9 protein-coding genes are annotated in these 19,591 nt (G+C 72.1%); 5 read left to right on the top strand and 4 right to left on the bottom strand.

The genetic code is table 11. The features are described from left to right. A partial coding sequence (locus ACFWZ5_RS17285; protein WP_384792631.1) for a flavoprotein occupies positions 1–683 on the bottom strand: 683 nt, incomplete at its 3' end. Positions 684–1,031: 348 nt separating this feature from the next. On the opposite strand from ACFWZ5_RS17285, the gene ACFWZ5_RS17290 reads away from it, so the two are divergent. The 4 genes from ACFWZ5_RS17290 (at position 1,032) to ACFWZ5_RS17305 (ending at position 4,625) form a co-directional block, all read left to right on the top strand. Beyond that, entirely contained in the window at positions 1,032–1,985 is a 954-nt protein-coding gene (locus tag ACFWZ5_RS17290) for an acyl-ACP desaturase (protein WP_384792705.1), read from the top strand. A gap of 107 nt (positions 1,986–2,092) precedes the next feature. Next, complete coding sequence (locus tag ACFWZ5_RS17295) at positions 2,093–2,746, top strand: hypothetical protein (protein WP_384792634.1); 654 nt, start codon at positions 2,093–2,095, stop codon at positions 2,744–2,746. 103 nt (positions 2,747–2,849) lie between these two features. Further along, complete coding sequence (locus tag ACFWZ5_RS17300; RefSeq protein ID WP_384792637.1) at positions 2,850–3,725, top strand: phytanoyl-CoA dioxygenase family protein; 876 nt, start codon at positions 2,850–2,852, stop codon at positions 3,723–3,725. A 219-nt stretch (positions 3,726–3,944) separates the two neighbouring features. After that, positions 3,945–4,625: a LuxR C-terminal-related transcriptional regulator gene (locus ACFWZ5_RS17305; protein WP_384890818.1), complete on the top strand. Its 681-nt coding sequence runs from the start codon at positions 3,945–3,947 to the stop codon at positions 4,623–4,625. A 664-nt stretch (positions 4,626–5,289) separates the two neighbouring features. On the opposite strand, the gene ACFWZ5_RS17310 is transcribed toward ACFWZ5_RS17305, so the two are convergent. Next, positions 5,290–5,502: an MbtH family protein gene (locus ACFWZ5_RS17310; protein ID WP_384792643.1), complete on the bottom strand. Its 213-nt coding sequence runs from the start codon at positions 5,500–5,502 to the stop codon at positions 5,290–5,292. Between the two features lie 125 nt (positions 5,503–5,627). Here ACFWZ5_RS17310 and ACFWZ5_RS17315 point away from each other — a divergent pair, with 125 nt between their 5' ends. Beyond that, entirely contained in the window at positions 5,628–6,782 is a 1,155-nt protein-coding gene (locus tag ACFWZ5_RS17315; protein ID WP_384792646.1) for an alpha/beta hydrolase-fold protein, read from the top strand. Positions 6,783–6,873: 91 nt separating this feature from the next. Here ACFWZ5_RS17315 and ACFWZ5_RS17320 read toward each other — a convergent pair whose 3' ends face one another. Both ACFWZ5_RS17320 and ACFWZ5_RS17325 read right to left on the bottom strand, forming a co-directional pair. Then, entirely contained in the window at positions 6,874–8,592 is a 1,719-nt protein-coding gene (locus tag ACFWZ5_RS17320; RefSeq protein ID WP_384792649.1) for an ABC transporter ATP-binding protein, read from the bottom strand. Next, positions 8,579–19,591, bottom strand: a complete 11,013-nt coding sequence (locus ACFWZ5_RS17325; protein WP_384792652.1) for an amino acid adenylation domain-containing protein — start codon at positions 19,589–19,591, stop codon at positions 8,579–8,581. Before ACFWZ5_RS17325 ends, ACFWZ5_RS17320 begins: the two co-directional genes overlap by 14 nt.

Raw genomic sequence — 19,591 nt, forward strand, 5'->3', positions numbered from 1 at the left:
GCGCTGGCCGCCGTGGTGCCGTCCGGGCCGGAAAGGCCGTCGTCCGCGGCCTGTTCGGCCGCGTGCTCCGCCACCGCGCGCGCGACGAATCGCAGGGTGGTGAAGATATCCGGCATGCCGGCGGCCGCGTTCGTCAGCCTGCCCTTGTGCACCGACCTCACCCGCTGCATGGGTGCCACATGGAACCCGTCCTCGGTGAGCGTCCGGAGGTTGCGCTGCACGGCGGGCCGCGCGAGCGCGCCCTCGGGCAGGGACGGGGCGAGCACCACGGGGGCCCGCGTGCTCAGTACGGTGCTCAGCGCGAGGCTGTCGGGCATGCCGAGGGCGCACTTCGCAACGAAGTTCGTGGTGGCCGGGGCGACAAGGACCAGATCAGGCCACTCGGCGAGCTCCTGGTGCGGCGTGACGCCGCGCTCCGTCCGCCACTCCGGCCCCTCGACCGGGGCCTGGGTGACCGCCGCGAGCGCCTCACGGGACACGAGCCGCTCCGCCGAGTGCGTCAGGCACACCCGGATCGACCAGCCGTACCAGGTCTGCATCAGGGCGATCCAACTGGGCAGCGCCGTCACGGCGAAGGCGCCCGTGCCGACCAACAGCAGGCGTCCTCGCTCCAGTTCGACGTGCGGATGCCCGCTCTCCTTCCGCTTACCGGCCTCGCCCGGTCCCGTTGTGGATCCCGCCACGGCGGCTTCCTCCCTCTCCGTCGACCATCGTCCGAGCGCGGACGGCGGCGTCCGGAGCCGAACTCCCCCGCGGCCCGCGGCGCTTCATTGAAGCAGGACCCCCGCCGCGGCCGGAATCCTTCTCAAGAAGGCTTGTCGGGTCACACTTTGGGACTACTCACCCTCACCCTTATCTATGACCTTGCAAGGGCCTTCCCACCTGTCCTTGTATCCCCCACACGCCCCCGGGTAGGGTCACTCCTCGTCCCCCGCCCCAGCCGACACCGGGGGGCTGTGCAGACGACAGAAGAACCCCCCGCATGCTCACACGCGAAGGTATTCCTGGACGTGAATCTCACGGACGCCCAGATCTTGACCGACCTTGAGGAAGTGGCGGAACGGGAGCTGAATCGCCACTTGGCAAGCGCGGTCGAATGGTTCCCCCACACATACGTCCCCTGGAGCAGGGGACGGGATTTCGACGGTGTCATGGGCGGTGAGCCATGGCGCCCGGAACAGTCACAGCTGAGCGAACTCGGCCGCATCGCGCTCAAGGTGAACCTCCTCACCGAGGACAACCTCCCCCGGTACCACCGGCAGATCGTGGAGATCTTCGGCCGGGACGCCGCATGGGGCACCTGGGTGGACCGGTGGACGGCCGAGGAGGCGCGGCACTCCATCGTGATCCGCGACTACCTCGTCACGTCGCGCGCGGTGGATCCGGTGGACCTCGAACGGGCGCGCATGGCCCATATGTCGGCCCCCGCGCCGGCGGACGGCAGCGTGCTTGAAGTCATCGCCTACGTGACGCTCCAGGAGCTCGCGACCCGGGTCGCGCACCGCAACACCGGCCATGTGGTGGACGATCCGGTCTGCGACCGGCTCCTCGCGCGGGTGGCCAAGGACGAGAACCTCCACATGATCTTCTACCGGAACATGCTGGAGGCCGCCCTCGAGCTCGCGCCCGACCAGAGCATGCGCGCCGTCACCGACGTCGTACGGGGCTTCAGCATGCCCGGAGAAGGCATCGCCGGATTCCAGCGCGCGGCCGCCCACATCGCCATCGGCGGCATCTACAACGCCCGCATCCACCACGACAGCGTCCTCGACCCGGTGCTCCGGCACCTGGACGTCCTGGGCCGGAGCGGTCTTGGGCCGGAGGGGCGGCGGGCGCAGGACGAGCTCGGCGGCTTCCTGGAGGCGCTGCGGGACGAGGCCGGGAGGTTCGAGGACCGCCGGCTCGCGCTGCTCGCCCGCCGGGAGCGCAGAGCCGAGGCCGCGCACAGAGCCGAGGCCGCGCACAGAGCCGAAGCGGTCCGCTGAGGCCGAGCCCTCCACCGAGCCGGAGCAGCCGCCCGGCAAGGCCGTCCCACCGCGCACAGCAGTACAGTTGACGGCTCCTCAGCAACGGAGATACCCGGCATCGCCAGGTGCAGGGATGCGGCCGCGCCCGCGTCCACCCCCGCACCGGGCGGTGCCCTGTTCGACGAGCTTCCCTCCTGGAGGCGGGCATCTTTTACCTCATCATCGCCAGCGACATCCTGTTCTGGGTGCTCCTCCTGGCCGGGCTCGCGGCCCGCTACGTGGCCGGCTGGCGGCGCCTGGGCGCCGGGCTGCTGCTCTGCGTCCCCCTCATCGACGTCGTACTGCTCACCACCACCGTGATCAGCGTGCGCAACGGCGACGAGCCCAGCATCTGGCACGGCCTGTCCGCCGCGTACCTCGGCATCACCGTCGTCTACGGCCACCGGACGATGCGCTGGGCCGACGCGAAGTTCGCCCAGCGCTACGAGGGCGCGCCCAAGCCCGAACAGCGCACCCTCTACGGCACCGAGGCGATCGTCTCGGCGTGGAAGAGCTGGCTGACCTTCATGCTCGCCTTCGCCATCAGCGCCGCCATGATCCTCGGCCTTGTCGCTCTGGTCGGCGGCCCCGAGAAGGGCGCGCCCTTCATGGTGTGGTTCAACCCGCTCAGCAAAATCGCCCTCTACAGCCTGATCGGCCCCGTCATCACCACCATCTGGCCGGGCTCGCCCCCGGAGGAGGAGGCGCAGCACAAAACATCGGGCACCGGAAAGGCCTAGGGGCCGTCGGTAAATCCCGTCGGCAAACCCCGTCAGAAATCCCTGTCAGCAAACCCCGTCACCAGCAGAGAAGTTCACCGACGCAACAGAGGCCCGTGATCTCGTGAGCACAGCAGAAGAGGCAAGAATACCGGTATTCGAGGCGCCGTACGCCTGGCCCGAGATCGAGGAGACGACACGGAGTCAGGGGGCGGCGATCGTCCGCTCATTGATTCCCGAGGAACTCCTCGACACTTTCAACGGCCAAGTCGACGACTGGTTCGCCGTCGACTCCGGAAGGGCGGCCCCGGAAACGTCGTCGACGGCGTACAACGGATTTCTCGGCCGCAAGACGCTGCGCCTGCACGCGCTCCCCGGAAAGATCCAGGCGTCGCACGACCTGATCACCGAGCCGCGCATTCTCGGCGCGGTGCGCAGGCTGCTCTCCCAGTGGTGCAACCAGGTGCTGCTCAGCGCGGCGGAGGTCATTCAGATCGGCCCCGGCGAGTCGTCGCAGATGCTGCACCGGGACACCGGCTCCTGGTGGCCCGACCTCCCGCGGGGCGAACACCCGTGGAACGTGAGCGCGATGATCGCCCTCACCCCGTTCACACGGCAGAACGGCGCGACGCGCGTGGTGCCCGGCAGCCACCCCTGGCCGCTCGGCCGGCGGCCGCGGCCGCACCAGATCGCGCGAGCCGTCATGGACCCCGGTGACGTGCTGTTCTTCCGCGGGGACGTGCTCCACGGAGGTGGCCCGAATCAGACGCAGGACACCTCGCGTCGCGGTGTGACCCTGAGCTACTGCGCCGGCTGGCTGCGGCCCGTCGACAACGCGATGCTCTCGATACCGCCGCGCCGCGCGGCAGAGCTCCCGGACGAGCTGCTCGGCCTCCTGGGCTACGCCGTGCACGACTCGACCAGCGTCAAGGGAGGCCTGGTCGGCACGTTCGACTACACCGACCCGCTCACGGCCCTGCGCAACGGCGAGTTGGCCTGAAAGCACCGACGGCACATCCCAATAACACGGACCCCACCCACCCCTGTCACCACTCCCCCTATCACTACTCCCCGCAGTGTTTTACAATCGCATTACCATCCCTAAACTGGGGATGTTTTCCTTGGACACTGCGGGCAGTTGGACCACACCCCCCTCCCCGACCACGACCACTCGGGGGGCCTGACGTCCGCGGTGCACTCTCACAGGGAGCAACGGGGCATGGCAATAAGATTGGCAATTGCGCACGCAGGCGGTCTCGCTCGTGCCGGTATCGTCCAGATCCTGCAGGCCGCGGGCGATATGTCGGTGGTTGCCTTCGCGGTCGACCGGGAACAACTCCTCGGTCTCCATAACTATGTGACCGCCGATGTCATGATCATCGACGGCAGTGATGCTGAATTAAGTAATTCCGCGGTCATACGTGAAATCGCGGTCTCGCAAAAAACGGACGTACTCCTGCTCATGCCGAAGAAACTCGACGGCAATGTCCTGCGCGCACTCTCGGCCGGGGCCGTCGGCATCCTCCCCATGGATGCCGGGGCCGGTGAACTCGTGGCGGCGATCCGGCTGATCGCGGCGGGGCACGGATATCTCGACCCCATCGCCATCCGCCCACTCGTCAGGACCGCCGCCCACCAGGACGTCGAGCAGACCCTCACCGCCGACGACCGCTTCGCCAAGGTCCTCACCACGCGCGAGAAGCAGGTCCTCACCTATGTCGGCCAGGGCATGTCCAACGCGGACATCGCCCAGCGCCTCACCGTCTCGGAGAACACCGTGAAGACCCATGTGAGCCGGGTACTCAGCAAGTTGCGCCTCCGCAGCCGTGTCGAGGCGGCCCTGGCGGTCCGCAACTCCTGGAGCCACCAGGAGTGTGAGACGGTCCCGCGCTACGACTGAGATCGCCGCCCCGCCACGGCCGTACGCGGGCAGGATGGCCCCATGGACCTGGCGAACATGGGCGCCATCGCCGCCCTTCTCTCCGCCGCCGTCGCCTTCGTCGCGGCATGGTGGAGCAAACGCGGCGCCGAACGAGCGGCGGACCACGAACGCGCCCAGTGGCTGCGCGGCCAACTCGCCGACGCGACCACGGAGTTCCTCCGGGCGACGGACGCCTTGTTCCGTACGGTGCGGCGCCTGCCCGACATCGACCACGAACAGCGCGGGCCGCTGCTCGGCGAACACTCCAGGGCGGTGGAGGAGGCCTACGCCCCCGTGGAGCTCATGGCCCCGCCGGATCTCCTGCCGTCGGCCAAGGAGTTGCTGGAGCGCTGCCGCTATCTGGAGCGCGTGGCGCTCGACCGGTCCGTGCTCCGCTCGGCGGTCAGCGCCCTGGAAGCCGGCTGGTGCCCCCGCGACGCGGAGACGTGCGACGACGACCGGCACGGCGCGGCGTCCGTCGCCTGGGACCTGCTCACCGGCTGGGCGGACAAGGAGGACGAAGAGCGGTGGCGGGGTCGGCGACCCCCTTATGGAGCGCGCGGCGGCCGTCCGCGAGGCCTTCGTCGGCGCTGCCCGGACCGGCCCCCTCAGCGCCTCGTCCCCCGCTCCCGGATGAGGGACGTCAGGCCTCCATGGACGCCGCGAGGGAGCGCGGGCGCAGGTCGGTCCAGTGGGACTCGACGTACTCCAGGCAGGCCTGACGGGTGTTCTCGGCGAACGCGACCGTCCAGCCGCCGGGCACCTCGGCGAAGGACGGCCAGAGCGAGTGCTGGCCCTCGTCGTTCACCAGGACCAGGAAGCGGCCTTCGGCGTCGTCGAACGGGTTGGTGCTCATGGTCAGTGAGGGTGCTTTCCGTAGAGGGAACAGGGATGGCAGGGAGCGCCACCATGAGGTTAGGCTCACCTAATTACGGAGCTTAGCTCTCCCTCTTCCCTCTCTCAAGGAGACTTCAGCCGGCCATGACCGATCCCGTCTCCGGCCTGACGGCCGACGCCCGTGCCGCTGCCGATATCGATGCCGACGCCGATGCCGACACGGCCCATGCCTTCGTCGAGTTCGGGCTGTCCGGCGCGCCCGGCACCGACGCCTTCTGGGCGGCCGCGGGGGCGCCCGTGTCGGTGCCCGCCGACGACGGCGGCTGGGTGACCTTGTTCCTGTGGCGCGGGTCGGAGGCCCGCATCGGCTTCGAGAGCTGGTCACAGCCCGTGCCCCTGCGCCGCTTCGGCGACACGGACTGCTGGTACGCCAAGGTCCGCATGCCCGCGCGGCTGCGGGTGACCTACCAGTTCCTCACGGACGAGGCCGCGTACGCCGACCCGCTCAACCCGGTCGGTGCGGGCGGTGACCGGTCCATCGCGGCGACGCCGGACGCACCGGCCCAGCCGCACTGGCCCGTGGTCGGCGCCGACGACGTCCTGCCCCTCCCCCGCACCCGGATCCGCTGGGCCAGTGAGCGGCTCGGCGGGCGGCGCACCGTGCGCGTGCACCCGGCGGGCGGCGGCGGGCCCGTGGTCCTGCTGCTCGACGGGGACGACTGGCTGTATCTGCACCCCGCCATGAGCGCGTTCGACGCGGCCGTCGCCGACGGGGAGCTGCCCCCCGTCACTCTCGTCTTCCTGCCCGCCAAGGACAGGGAGGCCGAGTTCGCGTGCGGGCCCGAGCTGTGGGAGGCGGTACGGGACGAACTGCTGCCGCTGGTGGCGGAGTCCGGCGTACCCGCCGACCGGGACCGCCTCGTGGTCGCCGGGCAGAGCCTCGGCGGCCTCAGTGCGATGTACGCGGCGCTGGCGTTTCCGGATCTTGTGTCCCGTGTCGCCGTTCAGTCGCCGTCGTTCTGGTGGACGCCGGATGCCATGGGTCTGGCGGACCCCCTTGGCGGGCCGGTCGGCGGCACCCTCGCCGCGCGGCTGCGGGGACGCCCCGACCTGTCGGGGCTGCGGGTCGCTTTCGACGTCGGGGAGCACGAGGCGGGGATGCTGCCCCATTGCGCACTCGTTGAGACCCTCACTGAACAGGCCGGTGCGGCCGTGCGGGTTTCTCGGTCGGCCTCCGGGCATGATCGGGCGGGGTGGCGGCATGCGTTGCTGCGGGATGTTGCCTGGGCCCTGGGATGAGTTTTGTCTGCGGACCGGTGGGGGCTGGGCACGCCCACGCGGCGGAGCCGCACATGACACAGCCCCGCGCCCCTTCGAGGCGCTCAGCCCCTCACCGAGCCACCGCCCGGCAGTAGGCCTCATCCGTAGCCAGTAGATTCCGATGGGTGTCCTCGGCCGTGATGACTCCGTCGTCCAGGACCAGGACCCGGTCGGCGGCGTCCAGGAGGGCGGGGCTGCTGGTGAGCACGACCGTGGTGCGGCCCCGGCGCAGCTTCGCTACGTTGCGCGCGATGAGCTGTTCGGTGACCGCGTCGACGGCGGTCGTCGGGTCGTGCAGGACGAGGACGTCGGTGTCGGCGGCGAGGGCGCGGGCCAGGGAGAGGCGTTGGCGCTGGCCGCCGGAGAGGTTCGCGCCGCGGTCGCGTACGCCGTAGTCGAGTCCTTCGCGGTGCAGGGCGACGACGTCGGTCAGCATGGACGCCTCGACGGCCTCGGGGACCATCCGGCTGGTGCCCGACGGGTCGATGTTCGTGCGCAGGGTGCCCGCGAAGATCTCCCCGTCGTACGGGTTCACCAGCATGTGCTCGCGGACCGCCTCGACGGACAGGTCCGCGAGCTCCTGCCCGCCGAGGCGCACCACGCCCTCGTACGCGTCGGGCGGGACGTGCACGGCCAGGATCGACGCGAGGTCGGCCGCCGCGCGCGGCTGGTAGACGGCGATCGCCACGAACTCGCCCGCGGGCACCTGGAAGTTCAGCTTGCGCAGGGGCCCGTGCTGGACGCAGTCGACCTCGAGGCCGCCGCCCGCGGCGGGGCGCTCGGAGCCGGGGGTCGTCACCGGCGGCGCGGTGAGCACGAGTGCCATCCGCTCGGCCGACGCGCGCGCGACCATCACGTACTTCGGCATCTCCGAGAACAGTTTGAGCGGCTCCATGATGAACTGCGCGAGGCCGACGGCCATGACGAGTTCCCCGATGTCGATCTGGCCGTCGAACGCCAGCCAGCCCGCCGTCAGGGTCACGGCGGCGGCGAGGACGGCGTTGAGGGCGAGCGCCGTGCCCGCGTACGCGCCGTTCACCTTGGCGACGGTGATCGCCTGGTGCTTCGCCTCCGTGCTGACCTTCCGGTAGGAGCGGAACGCCGCGTGGTTGCCGCCGAATCCGTGCAGCGGGCGCAGGCCGGTGATCAGGTCGGCGACCTTGGCGCCCGCGCGGGCCACCCGGGCCTGCTGCTCGCGGGTGCTGGAGCCGATCCGCTTGGACATCACGCTCAGGACCGACAGGATCGCGACGGTGCCCACGATCACGAGCAGCCCGAGCCGGAAGTCGGCGAGGCCGAGCGCGACGGCCGCGACGACGACCGCGACCAGCGAGCTGATCAGCATCGGCACGACTTCGACGATGTCCGCGGTCTGGTCGGCGTCCTCCGTGGCGATGGTGAGGACCTCGCCGGACTTGAGGTCGACGTCCCTGGCCACCGGCTGGAGCCCGCAGGCCGCGACCCGCACCCGCCAGCGGTGCGCCTCGGTCGTGTTGGCCTTCTGCAGGATGCGCATGCCGAACCGCCACGACAGCGACACCGTCGTGATGATCACGGCGAGCGCGCCGATCGCGACGGCGAGCGAGCCGAGGCTCCGGTCGTCCCGCAGCGTGTGCTCGACGATCAGGCCGAGCGCGATGGGGAAGGCCGTCTCACCGGCCTGGTACAGGCCCATGAGGACGGTGCCCCAGACCATGGCGCCGACGTTGCGGCGCAGCGCGGTCTTGAGGATGTCGGAGCCCGGGCGGGGCCGCCGCGTGTCTGCTGTGGTCGCGTCAGGAGTTGTCATCGAGGTGGCGGGCAATCGCTTCCGGGGTTCGCAGGGTGAACAGGTCTCGGATCGTGACCACAGGACCGTACTCGCGGCGGAGCAGCCCGATCAGGCGCACCGCCAGCATGGAGTGCCCTCCGAGGGACACGAAGTCGCTCACTGCGCTCACCTCGTCGTCGTCCAGGTCCAGGGCCTCGGCGAAGTACTCGCACACCACGGTCTCGGTCTCGGTCCCCGGGCCGCGCTCCCCCGCCGTGGTCAGCGCGCCGAGCGGCTTGGCCTCCGGCAGCGCCTTCGTGTCAGCCTTCCCGTTCACGGTGAGCGGGATGCTTTCGACCTGGGCGTAGTGCGTGGGACGCAGGAAGTCCGGCAGGCCCGCGCCCACGTCGGCGGCGACCGCCGCGAGGTCAGCGCCGTCGAGGACGAGGTAGGCGGCGAGGCGGTACGCGCCGTCGACCTGCGGGTCCGGCTGCGCGACCGCGGCGGTGAACCGCACCGCCGGGTGCGCCGCGAACGCGGCCTCGACCTCGCCGAGTTCCACCCGGTGCCCTCGGATCTTGACCTGCTGGTCGGTGCGGCCCAGGTACATCAGGTTCCCGTCGGGCCGCCGGACCACCAGGTCGCCGGTGCGGTACATGCGCTCGCCTGGCTCGCCGAACGGGCAGGCCACGAACCGGTGGGCGGTCTGGGCGGGCTGTCCGAGGTAGCCGCGGGCGATGCCGATGCCGGACACGTACAGCTCGCCGGGGACGCCGTCGGGCAGCGGCCGCAGCCACGGGTCGAGGACGTACACGTCGGTGTTGTCGATCGCGACGCCCACCACGGGGTCCTGGCACTCGAAGGTGCCGACGCCGAGGGTGTTGATGGTGTACTCGGTGGGCCCGTACAGGTTGTAGCCGACCGTGCCCTCGGTCTCGCCGAGGCGCTGCCACAGCGTCGGCGTGACGGCCTCACCGCCGAGGAGCACGAGCGCCGGGCGCCGCCCGGGGTGGTCGAGCAGGCCCTCCGCCGCGAGCTGCTGGGCGTAGGTCGGGGTGACGTTGATGACGTCGATCCCGTGCTCCAGACAGTACGCGACCAGGCCGGGCGCGTCGCGGCGCAGCTCCTCGTCACAGATGTGCACCTCGTGGCCGTCGGCGAGCCAGAGCAGCTCCTCCCACGACATGTCGAACGCGAACGACACGGTGTGCGCGATGCGGAAGACCCGGTGGCCGTGGTCGGCGAGGACCGGCTCGAAGATCCGGCGCTGATGGTTGATCAGCATGTTGGTGAGCCCGGCGTACTCAGTCACCACGCCCTTGGGCTTCCCGGTCGATCCGGAGGTGTAGATCGTGTACGCGGGGTGGCGGAGGCGGTCCGGGTCGTCCGGGTCGAACGTCAGATACGGCTCGGCCTCGGGCAGGGGCCGGTCCAGCTCGATCAGGTCGCCGGTGTCGATCAGATCGCCGGTCAGACGGGGGGAGACGGCGCTCACCGTGAGGATCACGTCGGGCCGTGCGTCCGCGACGATCGTGGCGATCCGCTCGTCCGGGTGGTCGAGTTCCAGGGGTACGTACGCGGCGCCTACGCGCAGGACCGCGAACAGCGCCACGATCGAGTCGAGGGAGCGCGGGATCGCGAGGCCCACGGTCGTCTCGGGGCCGATGCCCCGCCCGGCGAGTACTCCGGCGACCGCGCGGCTGCGGTCCCGGAGTTCGGCGAACGTCATGGTCGCGCCGTGGGCGACGAGCGCCACGCGCTGCGGGTCGCGGTCCGCGGCCCGGTCGAAGCGGTCGACGACGGTGTCCGTGCCGACGTCCGTCCGCGCGGCGGGCTCGGGCCGCTGTCCGAGGCCCGGCAGCGCGCCGACCGGGCCGGTCGAGCGGGCGAGGTCGTCGAGGACGCGCACGTAGTCGTCGAGGAGCCGCCGGGCGCCGGCGGTGTCGCCGTCGCGGTGCTCCAGCTTGACCGTGAGCCGCTCGCCGGGGGTGACGACCCACGTGAACGGATAGTGGGTGGAGTCGTCGGCCTTCACCGAGGTGATGCCGTGCCGGGCGTTCATCTCGGCGAACGCGTCCATGTCCAGGAAGTTCTGGAGCACGAACAGGTTGTCGAACAGGGTGTCGTGCCCGCTGGCGCGCTGGATCTCGCCGAGCCCGAGGTGCTCGTGCTCCATCGCCTCGACGCGGGCGACCTGGACGGCCGACAGATAGTCCCGGACGGTGTCGTCGGGCCGGGCCCGCGTCCACATGGGCACGGTGTTGAGCAGCACGCCCACGATGTCGGACAGGCCCTCGCCGTCGCGGCCGGAGACGGTCACGCCGAACACGGCGTCGCTGCGGCCCGTGTGCGCGCCGAGGAGCAGGCCGAACGCGCCGGTCAGGACCGAGTTCAGCGTGACGCCGTGCGCCTTGGCCGCGTTCCGCAGCAGGTCCGACTGGTCGGCGGACAGCGTGTGGACGAGGGCGCGGGGCAGCTCGTCGGAGAGGGTCGGTGCCGGTCCGGCGAGCAGGGTCGGGCCGGGGAGCTCGGCCAGGTGCTCCGCCCAGAAGCGCTCGGACACGGCGGGGTCCTTGGCGGCGAGCGCCCGGGCGTGGTCCTCGAAGCTCGGTGTGGCCGGTGCCGGGTCGAGCTCCTCGCCCGCGAGGAGGGCCGCGTACGCGTCGAACAGGTCCCGCAGCACGATCTCGCGGGACCAGCCGTCCCACAGCAGCAGGTGGTAGCTCAGGAGCAGGCCGTCGCGGCCGTCGGGCAGCCGCACCACGGTGAGGCGGATCAGCGGCGGCTCACCGGGGTCGAAGCCGGTGTCGCGGTCCCGGGTGCGCAGGGCCTCGACGTCGTCGTCCGTGGCCAGTTCGACGGTGCGGACGTCGACGCGGCGGCCCGCCTTGAGGACCTGGACCGGGTTGCCGTCGTCGTCGGTGGCGAAACCCGCGCCGACGACCGGGTGCCGCCACATCACGTACGACATCGCCCCGGCGAGCGCGTCGGCGTCCAGGCGCCGGTCGAAGGTGAACCAGCTCTGCGCGACGTAGTGCCCGGCCTGGCCCGCCATCTGGGCCTGGAAGAACAGGCCGCGCTGGAGCGGGGTGACCGGCGCGGTGCGCTCGGCCGTCGCGGCGGCGTCCGCGATCTGTGCGAGGGCGCTGAGCCAGTGCTCGGTGATCTCGTCGGGGACGCCGTCGGCGAGCGTGAAGGCGGCGTGCAGGCTGCCGGTGGCCGCGTCGGTCCACGCGTTGACCTCGACGGCGTACGGGCTGCCCGGGTCGCCGCCGGTGAGGTGCAGCGCCTGGGACTCGCTGCCCCGGCCCAGGTAGTTGAACAGGACCTGGGGGCGGGCGGTCAGGAGCGGGGCCGTCTGCGGGTTGAGGTACCTGAGCCGGCCGTAGCCGACGTGTGCGGCCTCGTCGGGCTGGCGTGCGGCGACCTCGCGCGCGGCCGCGACGGGGTCGGTGTGCGCGGTGAGCCGCACGGGCGCGATGGCGGTGAACCAGCCGACGGTGCGGGTGTAGTCGTGGTGTTCGTCGGCCGGGACCCTGCCGTGCCGTTCGAGCTCGACGGCGAGGTCGGTGGGCGACGCCTGGATCCGCGTCAGCGCGGTGCGCAGCGCGCCGCACAGCAGCTCGGTGAGGCCGAGGCCGAGCGCGGTGGGCGCGGTGCGGGTCACGCGGTCGCTGAGGTCGGGCGCGAGGACGACGGTGGTCTCGCGCGGTTGTGCCACGGCGGGCAGCAGCGCGGGCGCCTGGAGCGTGGTGACCCAGTGCCCGAGGTCGTCGCTCGACTCGGCGGCCTTGCGCGTCAGGGCCTCGGCGTACTCGGCGTAGGAGGTGGTCGGCGGCGCCAGGGGCTCCCCGCGCAGGGCGGTGGCCAGGTCGTCGAGGAGGACGAGCCAGGACACCGAGTCGACGGCGATGTGGTGCACGGTGACGACCAGGGTCCGGCTCGTCTCCAGCCACGAGAAGGCGATGACGTCCCCGGACTCGGGGTCGAGCCGTCCGGCGGCCTCGTTCGCCGCCGCCGTCGCGTCGCTCGTGTCCGGCCGGGCCACCGTGACCTCGCGGGCGGGTTCGGTGCGCAGGGTCCACACCCCGTGCTCGACGCGCAGCCGCAGCCGGAGGGCCGGGTGCGCGGCCACGACGGCGTGCGCGGCGCGCCCGGCGTCGGCGTACCCGGTGCCCTCGGGCGCCACGAGCGTCCTGGCCTGGGCGAACCGGTCGAGCGATCCGCCGAGTTCGCGCTGGCGCAGGATGATCGGCGTGGGCGCCACGGGGCCGTCCTCGCGGCGGACGGGCGCCGGGACGGCCGTCGGGGCCTGTGCCGTACGCGTGCCCAGGTGCTCGGCGAGGCCGCGCGGCGTCTTGTACAGGAACATGTCCTTCGGGGCGATGGGCAGGCCGGCGGCCCTGGCGCGGTTGATCACGGTGATGGCGACGATGCTGTCGCCTCCGGCGCGGAAGAAGTCGGTGTCGGGGTCCACGGCTGCGCCGGGCAGGGTGTCGGTGAAGATTTCGACCAGGGCGGCCAGTGCGTTTTCGCCTGCGGGTGTTTCGTGGCTGGTCGCGCCCCGCGGCGGAGCCGCTGATAGATCCAGCCCCGCGCCCCTGCGGGGCGCACTCGCCCGGCCAGCCAAGGCCTTGCGGTCCAGCTTGCCGTTGACCGTCAAGGGCAGGGCGTCCGTCGTCAGCACCCGGCCCGGCACCATGTGCACGGGAAGCTTGGCTGCAAGCCGTCCCACGAAGTCGGTCGGCACCTCGCCCACCACATGGGCGACGAGGTGGTCGCCGCTGGGCGCCACCGTGACCGCCACGTCGACCACGCCGTCGAGTTCCCTGACCGCCGACTCCACCTCGCCGAGCTCGATGCGGAAGCCCTTGAGCTGCACCTGGTCGTCGGCGCGCCCCGCGAACTCCAGCTCGCCGTCGAGCGTGCGCCGGGCCAGGTCGCCCGTGTGGTACATGCGGGAGCCGTCGGCCGCGAACGGGTCCGCGACGAACCGGCCCGCGGTCAGCCCCGGCCGGCCCAGATAGCCGAGCGCCACCTGGTCACCGGCGACGTAGATGGCGCCGACCTGGCCCGGCGGCACCGGCCGGAGCCGGTCGTCGAGCAGATGCGTGACCAGGCCGGGGATCGGACCGCCGATCGGGCTGACGTCGTCGCCGGGGCCGAAGTCGTCGTCGGTCAGGACCCGGTGGGTGACGTGGACGGTGGTCTCGGTGATGCCGTACATGTTGACGAGCTCCGGCGCACCGGTGCCGTGCCGCTCGACCCAGCCGCGCAGGCGTCCGAGGTCGAGCGCCTCGCCGCCGAAGACGATCCGGCGCAGCGCCGTGAGGGGCTCGTCGGCGTGCCGGTCGGCCTCGATGAACTGGTAGAAGGCCGACGGGGTCTGGTTGAGCACGGTCACCGCGCGCTCGCGGACCAGACGGTGGAAGTCGACCGGGGAGCGGGTCAGGGCGTACTCGGGAAGCAGCAGCTCGCTGCCGTGGGCGAGCGCGCCCCACAGCTCCCAGACCGCGAAGTCGAAGGAGAAGGAGTGGAACTGGACCCACACGTCGTCGGGGCCGAAGCCCATGTCGGGCCGGGTGTGGGCGAGCAGCGTCACCACGCTGGAGTGCGGGACGACGACGCCCTTGGGGCGGCCGGTCGAGCCGGACGTGTAGATCACGTACGCGGGATCGGCCCAGTTCACCTCCGCCTCGGGCACGGTGGTGTCCCGCGGCGGCTCGTCTCCCTGCACCAGGACACGGGCCGATACGCCCGCCCTGGCCAGGAGCGCGGTGAAGCGGTCCCGCTGTGCGCGGTCGACGAGGACGACCTGCGGGGCCGCGTCGGCGAGAATGTATGCGAGGCGTTCGTCCGGGTACGCCAGGTCGAGCGGTACGTACGCGCCGCCCGCGGTGACGACCGCGACCAGCGCGACGACCTGCTCCAGGGAGCGCGGGACGGCGACGGCGACCCGCTTGCCGGGGCCGACACCGGCGGCGCGCAGGGTCGCGGCCAACGCTTCCTTGGCGGCGGCCAGTTCGCCGTACGTCAGGGACCTGGTGTCGCCGTCGAGGCCGCACTGGGTGACGGCGGTGGCGGCCGGGGCGCGGTCCGCGGCGGCGTCGAAAAGGCCGCCCAGGGTCGTCGGGGTGATCGGCGCGGGGCGCCGGTCGCCGGCGGGCGCCAGGTCGTCGACCAGGGCGTCGGGGCGGGTGAGCAGGCCGGTGAGGGTCGCGGTGAACGTCCGCAGGATGTCCTGGGCGCTCTGTGCGCGCAGCAGTTCACCGTCGTAGATCAGGTTGAAGCGCAGATCTGCGGCTCCGCCGTGGGGCGGGCGGCCGTCGAGGGCGCGCTCCACGACGAGCGTCAGCGGGTAGTGCGGGGCGCCCTCGTTCACGATGTCGGCGATGACCAGGGTGTCGTCGGGCCCTCGCAGACCGGCCACGTCCGTCGCGACGTCGAACACCACCAGGGTGTCGAACAGGGACCCCGCGCCCGCCTGGCGGCCGATCCGCGCCAGCGAGACATGCTGGTGCGGCAGGACCGCGCTCTGGTGTGCCCGCACCGAGGCGAGCAGGTCACGGGCCGTGGTGTCGCCGCCCCAACGGGTGCGTACGGGAATGGTGTTGATGAACAGGCCCACCATGTCCTCGATGCCGGGCACCTCGGCGTCGCGCCCGGACACGGTGGAGCCGAACACCACGTCGTCGCCGTGCAGGATGCCGCCGAGGGTCACGGCCCAGGCGCTGTGCACGGCCACGCTCAGGGGCACGCCCGCCGCACGGACGGCCGCGTCGATGTCGTCCTCCGGCTCCAGGGCGGTGTCGGCGAACCGGTCGGACGGGGTGTGCCCCTCGGCGACCAGCGAGGGCCCTGCGAGGCCGGCGAGCTCCGCGCCCCACACCCGGTCGCTCTCGTCGTCGTCGCGTCCGGCGAGCCAGCCCACGTAGTCGGGGAAGCCGCCGCGCGGGTACACCGTCCCCGGCGCGTGGTACTCGGCGAGCAGCGCGCGGAGCATCGGCGGCACCGACCAGCCGTCGGCGATGATGTGGTGCACGGTCTGGACGAGGACGGTGCGGCCGGAGCCCGCGCGGACGAGGGTGTAGCGCATCAGGGGTCCGGTGGCCAGGTCGAACCCGGCGCGGCGGTCCCGCTCGGCGAGGTCGCGGATCTCGGCGTCGGTGCTGCCGGGGCGGTCCAGGGTGGTGAAGGGTGCCTCGACACCGCCCTCCAGGACGGAGACCACGCGGCCGTCGGCAAGGGCCACGAACCGCGCGGCCAGGTTCGGGTAGAGCGTGAGCAGCCGGGTGGCCGCCGCCGCGAGCCGGTCGGCGTCCACCTCGCCGTCCAGGGTGAGGAGCTGCTGCTCGACGTAGGCGCCCGCCGACTCGTCGTCGAAGACGGAGTGGAAGTACAGGCCCTCCTGCAGCGGGGTCAGCGGCAGGACGTCGCGGAGCCGCGGTCCTTCCAGGGCGTCGACGTCGGCCTGGGTGAGCGGCACCAGGGGGAAGTCGCTGGGCGTGTGGCCGCCCTGGTCGAGCGCGGCGAGGCCCGCGAGGGCCACCCGGAAGTACCCGCCGAGCGTGGTGATGTCCTCGTCGGTGAACATCCCGTCGGGCCAGGAGATGGTGGTGACCAGTTCGTACGCGCCGGTCGAGCCGTTCGCGCCGGCGGAGCCGTTCGCGGCGGGTTCGGCGATCGCGTTGAACTCCAGGGCGCGCGGCAGGCGCATCCGCGGGTCGCGCTTCTCGCCCAGCTGTCCGGTGGTGCCCGCGAGCTGCCAGTCGCCGGAGGCGCCCGCGTCGAAGCGGCCCAGGTAGTTGAAGAGCACCTGCGGCGCGGGGGTGTCGAACGCGGCGCCGTTCAGGTACCGCAGGGCGCCGTAGGAGATGCCGTTGCTCGGCACCTGGGCGAGGTCTTCCTTGACCGCCTTGAGCGCGGCGGCGAGGTAGGCGGGGGCGGTCGGGTCGGCCGCCGCGCCGGGGTCCACGGTGACCGGGAAGAGGGTGGTGAACCAGCCCACGGTCCGCGACAGGTCCGGCTCGAAGCCGGCGGCGCCCGCGACGAACCGCGCCTCGCGGCCGTGGCCTTCGAGCTCGATGTGCGCGAACGTCTGGTCCTGCCCGAGGTCACGGCGCCACCGGGCGAGGGCGACGGCGAGCGCGGTCAACAGGACGTCGTTGACGCCCGCGTGGAACTTCGCGGGCACGTCGCCGAGCAGGGCGGCCGTGACCTCGGGGCCGACGGAGACGGTGCGTATCCGCTCCCGTGCGACGGTGTCGGCGTCGGTCAGCGCGCGTCGGCCGACCGGCTGGTCCGCTCCGGGCAGGGGCCGCTGGAAGTAGGCCAGGTCCGCGTCGAAGCCCGCGCGCTCCAGGAGCTGGGTCCAGCGCCGGAACGACGTGCCCGTCGGGGGCAGTTCGACCGGCGCGCCCGAGGCGACCTGCCGCCAGGCCGTGGCCAGGTCCTCCATCAGGACCCGCCAGGAGACGCCGTCGATCACCACGTGGTGGACGACCACGACCAGCTGGCGCGCCTCGCGCCGCCAGACGGCGCGCAGCATCACGCCGTCCGACGGGTCGAGGGCCGCGGTGGCGAGCGCGACGCACTCCTCCAGCGTCCTGTCGCTCTCCTCCCAGGCCACGGTGGTCCGCGCGGCCTCCGGGATGTCGAAGCTCCAGCGGTCGCCGCGGACCAGCTTGGCGCGCAGCATGTCGTGCCGTCCGACGACGGCGGTGAGGACCGTGTCGAGAGCGTCGGCGGTGAGCTCCGCCGGGGTGTTGAGGACCACCGACTGCACGAAGCCGTCGATCGCGTCCGTGGTCTCGCCGAGCCACTGCACGATGGGCGACCCCACGACGGCACCGGTCGCGGTGTCGCCGTGGTCCACGGCGGTGACGTCCTCACGGCTCGCCACCGCGGCGAGGGCTCCCACGACGCTGTGCGTGAAGATCTGCCGTGCCGTGACGTACAGACCGGCGTCGCGCAGCGCGCTCAGGAGCGAGATGGCCAGGATGCTGTCGCCGCCGAGCTGGAAGAAGTCCTGGTCGACGCCGACCTCGTCGAGCTGCAGGAGGGCCGCGACGGCCGCGCACACCGCGCGCTCGTCGTCGGTGGCGGGCGGGACGACCGTGCCGGAGGCGATCGTGGGCTCGGGCAGCGCGTTCCGGTCGAGCTTGCCGTTCGCGGTGAGCGGGAACTCGGTCATCACGACGAGGTGGGCGGGCACCATGTACTCGACCATGTGCTCGGTGGCCCACGCCTTGACGTCGTCGGCCCGCAGGTCCTCGCTCCCGGCCGCCGGGATCACATAGCCGACGAGGTAGGTGCCGCCCGCCGCGTTCTTCTTCGCGACGACGCAGGTGTGCCGCACCGAGGGGTGCTCGGCGAGACCGGCCTCGACGTCCTCGATCTCCAGGCGCATGCCGCGGATCTTGATCTGGTTGTCGGCCCGGCCGAGGAAGTCGAGGGACCCGTCGGGGGCGAACCGCGCGAGGTCACCGGTGCGGTAGAGGCGGGACCCGTCGTCGGCGAAAGGATTCGCCACGAACCGGGAGGCGGTCAGGCCCGGCGCGTTGACGTATCCGCGCCCGAGCAGGAATCCGCCCACGTACAGCTCGCCGCCGACGCCGACCGGGACCGGGCGCAGCTCGTCGTCGAGGACGTACAACCGGGTGTTGGGGTTGGCCTTGCCGATCGACGTCGACAGGCGTTCCGCGGCGCCGCGGTAGATGACGTGGGAGACGCCGATGGTCGTCTCGGCCGGGCCGTAGCCGTGGTACATGGGGATGTCGAGCCGGGTGCGGAACCGCTCGTACAGCTCCGGGGTCAGCACCTCGCCGCCGCACCACACGTGCCGCAGGCTGTCGAGGCGCCCGGAGTCGCCCGCCATCTCGAGCAGGACGTCCAGCATGGACGACACCAGGTACGTGAAGGTGACGCGCTGTTCGGCGATGACGCTCAGCAGGTGGTGCGGGTCGCGTTCGCCGCCGGGCCGCAGGACCACGAGCCGGCCGCCGCACACCAGCGGCAGGAAGATCTCGTTGATGGAGATGTCGAAGGACAGCGGCGCCTTGAACAGCGACGCGTCGTCGTGGCCGAAGCCCAGGATCTCGTTCACCTGCCACAGCAGGCGCTCGCTGATCGCCTCGTGGCGGATCATCGCGCCCTTGGGCCGCCCGGTCGAACCGGACGTGAAGATCACATACGCGAGGGCGTCGCCGGGGGGCGTGATCCCCGTGCCCTCCGTGGGGTAGGAGCCGTAGCGCCAGTCGCCGAGGTCGACGGCCACGGCGGCCGGTTCCGAGGCCTCGTGCTCGCCGGAGTCGTTGAGCTGGACCACGACCCGGGCGTCGTCGATGACGACGGCTCGGCGCGCGGCGGGCCACTGCGGGTCGAGCGGCACGAAGGCGCCGCCCGCCTGGAGCACGCCGAGGAGGCCGATGACCATCTCGGCGGAGCGGCCGAGGGAGATCCCGACGACCTGTTCGCGGTCGAGGCCGCGCTCGATCAGGTGGTGGGCCAACTGGCTGGAGAGCTCGGCCGCCTGACGGTACGTCAGCGACCGGTGCTCGTCGACGACGGCGACGGCGTCCGGCCTGGTCCGCGCCTGTTCGCGGAACATCTCCACGATGGTCGGGCGGACCCGCTCGGCGTCGGTGTCGTTCCACTCGGCCAGGGCCGCGAGCCGCGCCGCCACACTGGACGGGCCGACCGTGCCGAGCGGCCGGTCCGGGAAGTCGGCCAGGTCGTCGAGCGCGAGCTGCGCGTCGTCGAGCGCGACGCCTTCGGGGACGGCGATGCTCCTGCCGTCCGCGCCGACCTCCCAACCCGCGGGCCCCGACCCGCCGTTGTCGGCCCAGCCGAGGACGTCGGCGAACAGCGTGCCCGGGGTGAGGTCGATGCCGTCGGGGCCCTCGCCCGTCGCCCAGTACGCGAGGGCGATGGCGCACGCTTCGGTGATGGCCCGGTCGGAGTGGTCGCCCGTTCGCCGCCGTACGTCGGCCAGGCGCGCGGGAGAGAGCAGTGCGAGACGAGCGCGCGATTCCATCAT

It is taken from the genome of Streptomyces sp. NPDC059003 (assembly GCF_042740445.1).
Taxonomy (GTDB): Bacteria; Actinomycetota; Actinomycetes; order Streptomycetales; family Streptomycetaceae; genus Streptomyces.

Excerpts from the sequence above, each read along its gene's own strand:
- ACFWZ5_RS17305 (WP_384890818.1), top strand. The coding sequence starts at position 3,945 with ATGGCAATAAGATTGGCAATTGCGCACGCAGGCGGTCTCGCTCGTGCC.
- ACFWZ5_RS17325 (WP_384792652.1), bottom strand. The coding sequence starts at position 19,591 with ATGATGGAATCGCGCGCTCGTCTCGCACTGCTCTCTCCCGCGCGCCTG.
- ACFWZ5_RS17320 (WP_384792649.1), bottom strand. The coding sequence starts at position 8,592 with ATGACAACTCCTGACGCGACCACAGCAGACACGCGGCGGCCCCGCCCG.
- ACFWZ5_RS17315 (WP_384792646.1), top strand. The coding sequence starts at position 5,628 with ATGACCGATCCCGTCTCCGGCCTGACGGCCGACGCCCGTGCCGCTGCC.
- ACFWZ5_RS17310 (WP_384792643.1), bottom strand. The coding sequence starts at position 5,502 with ATGAGCACCAACCCGTTCGACGACGCCGAAGGCCGCTTCCTGGTCCTG.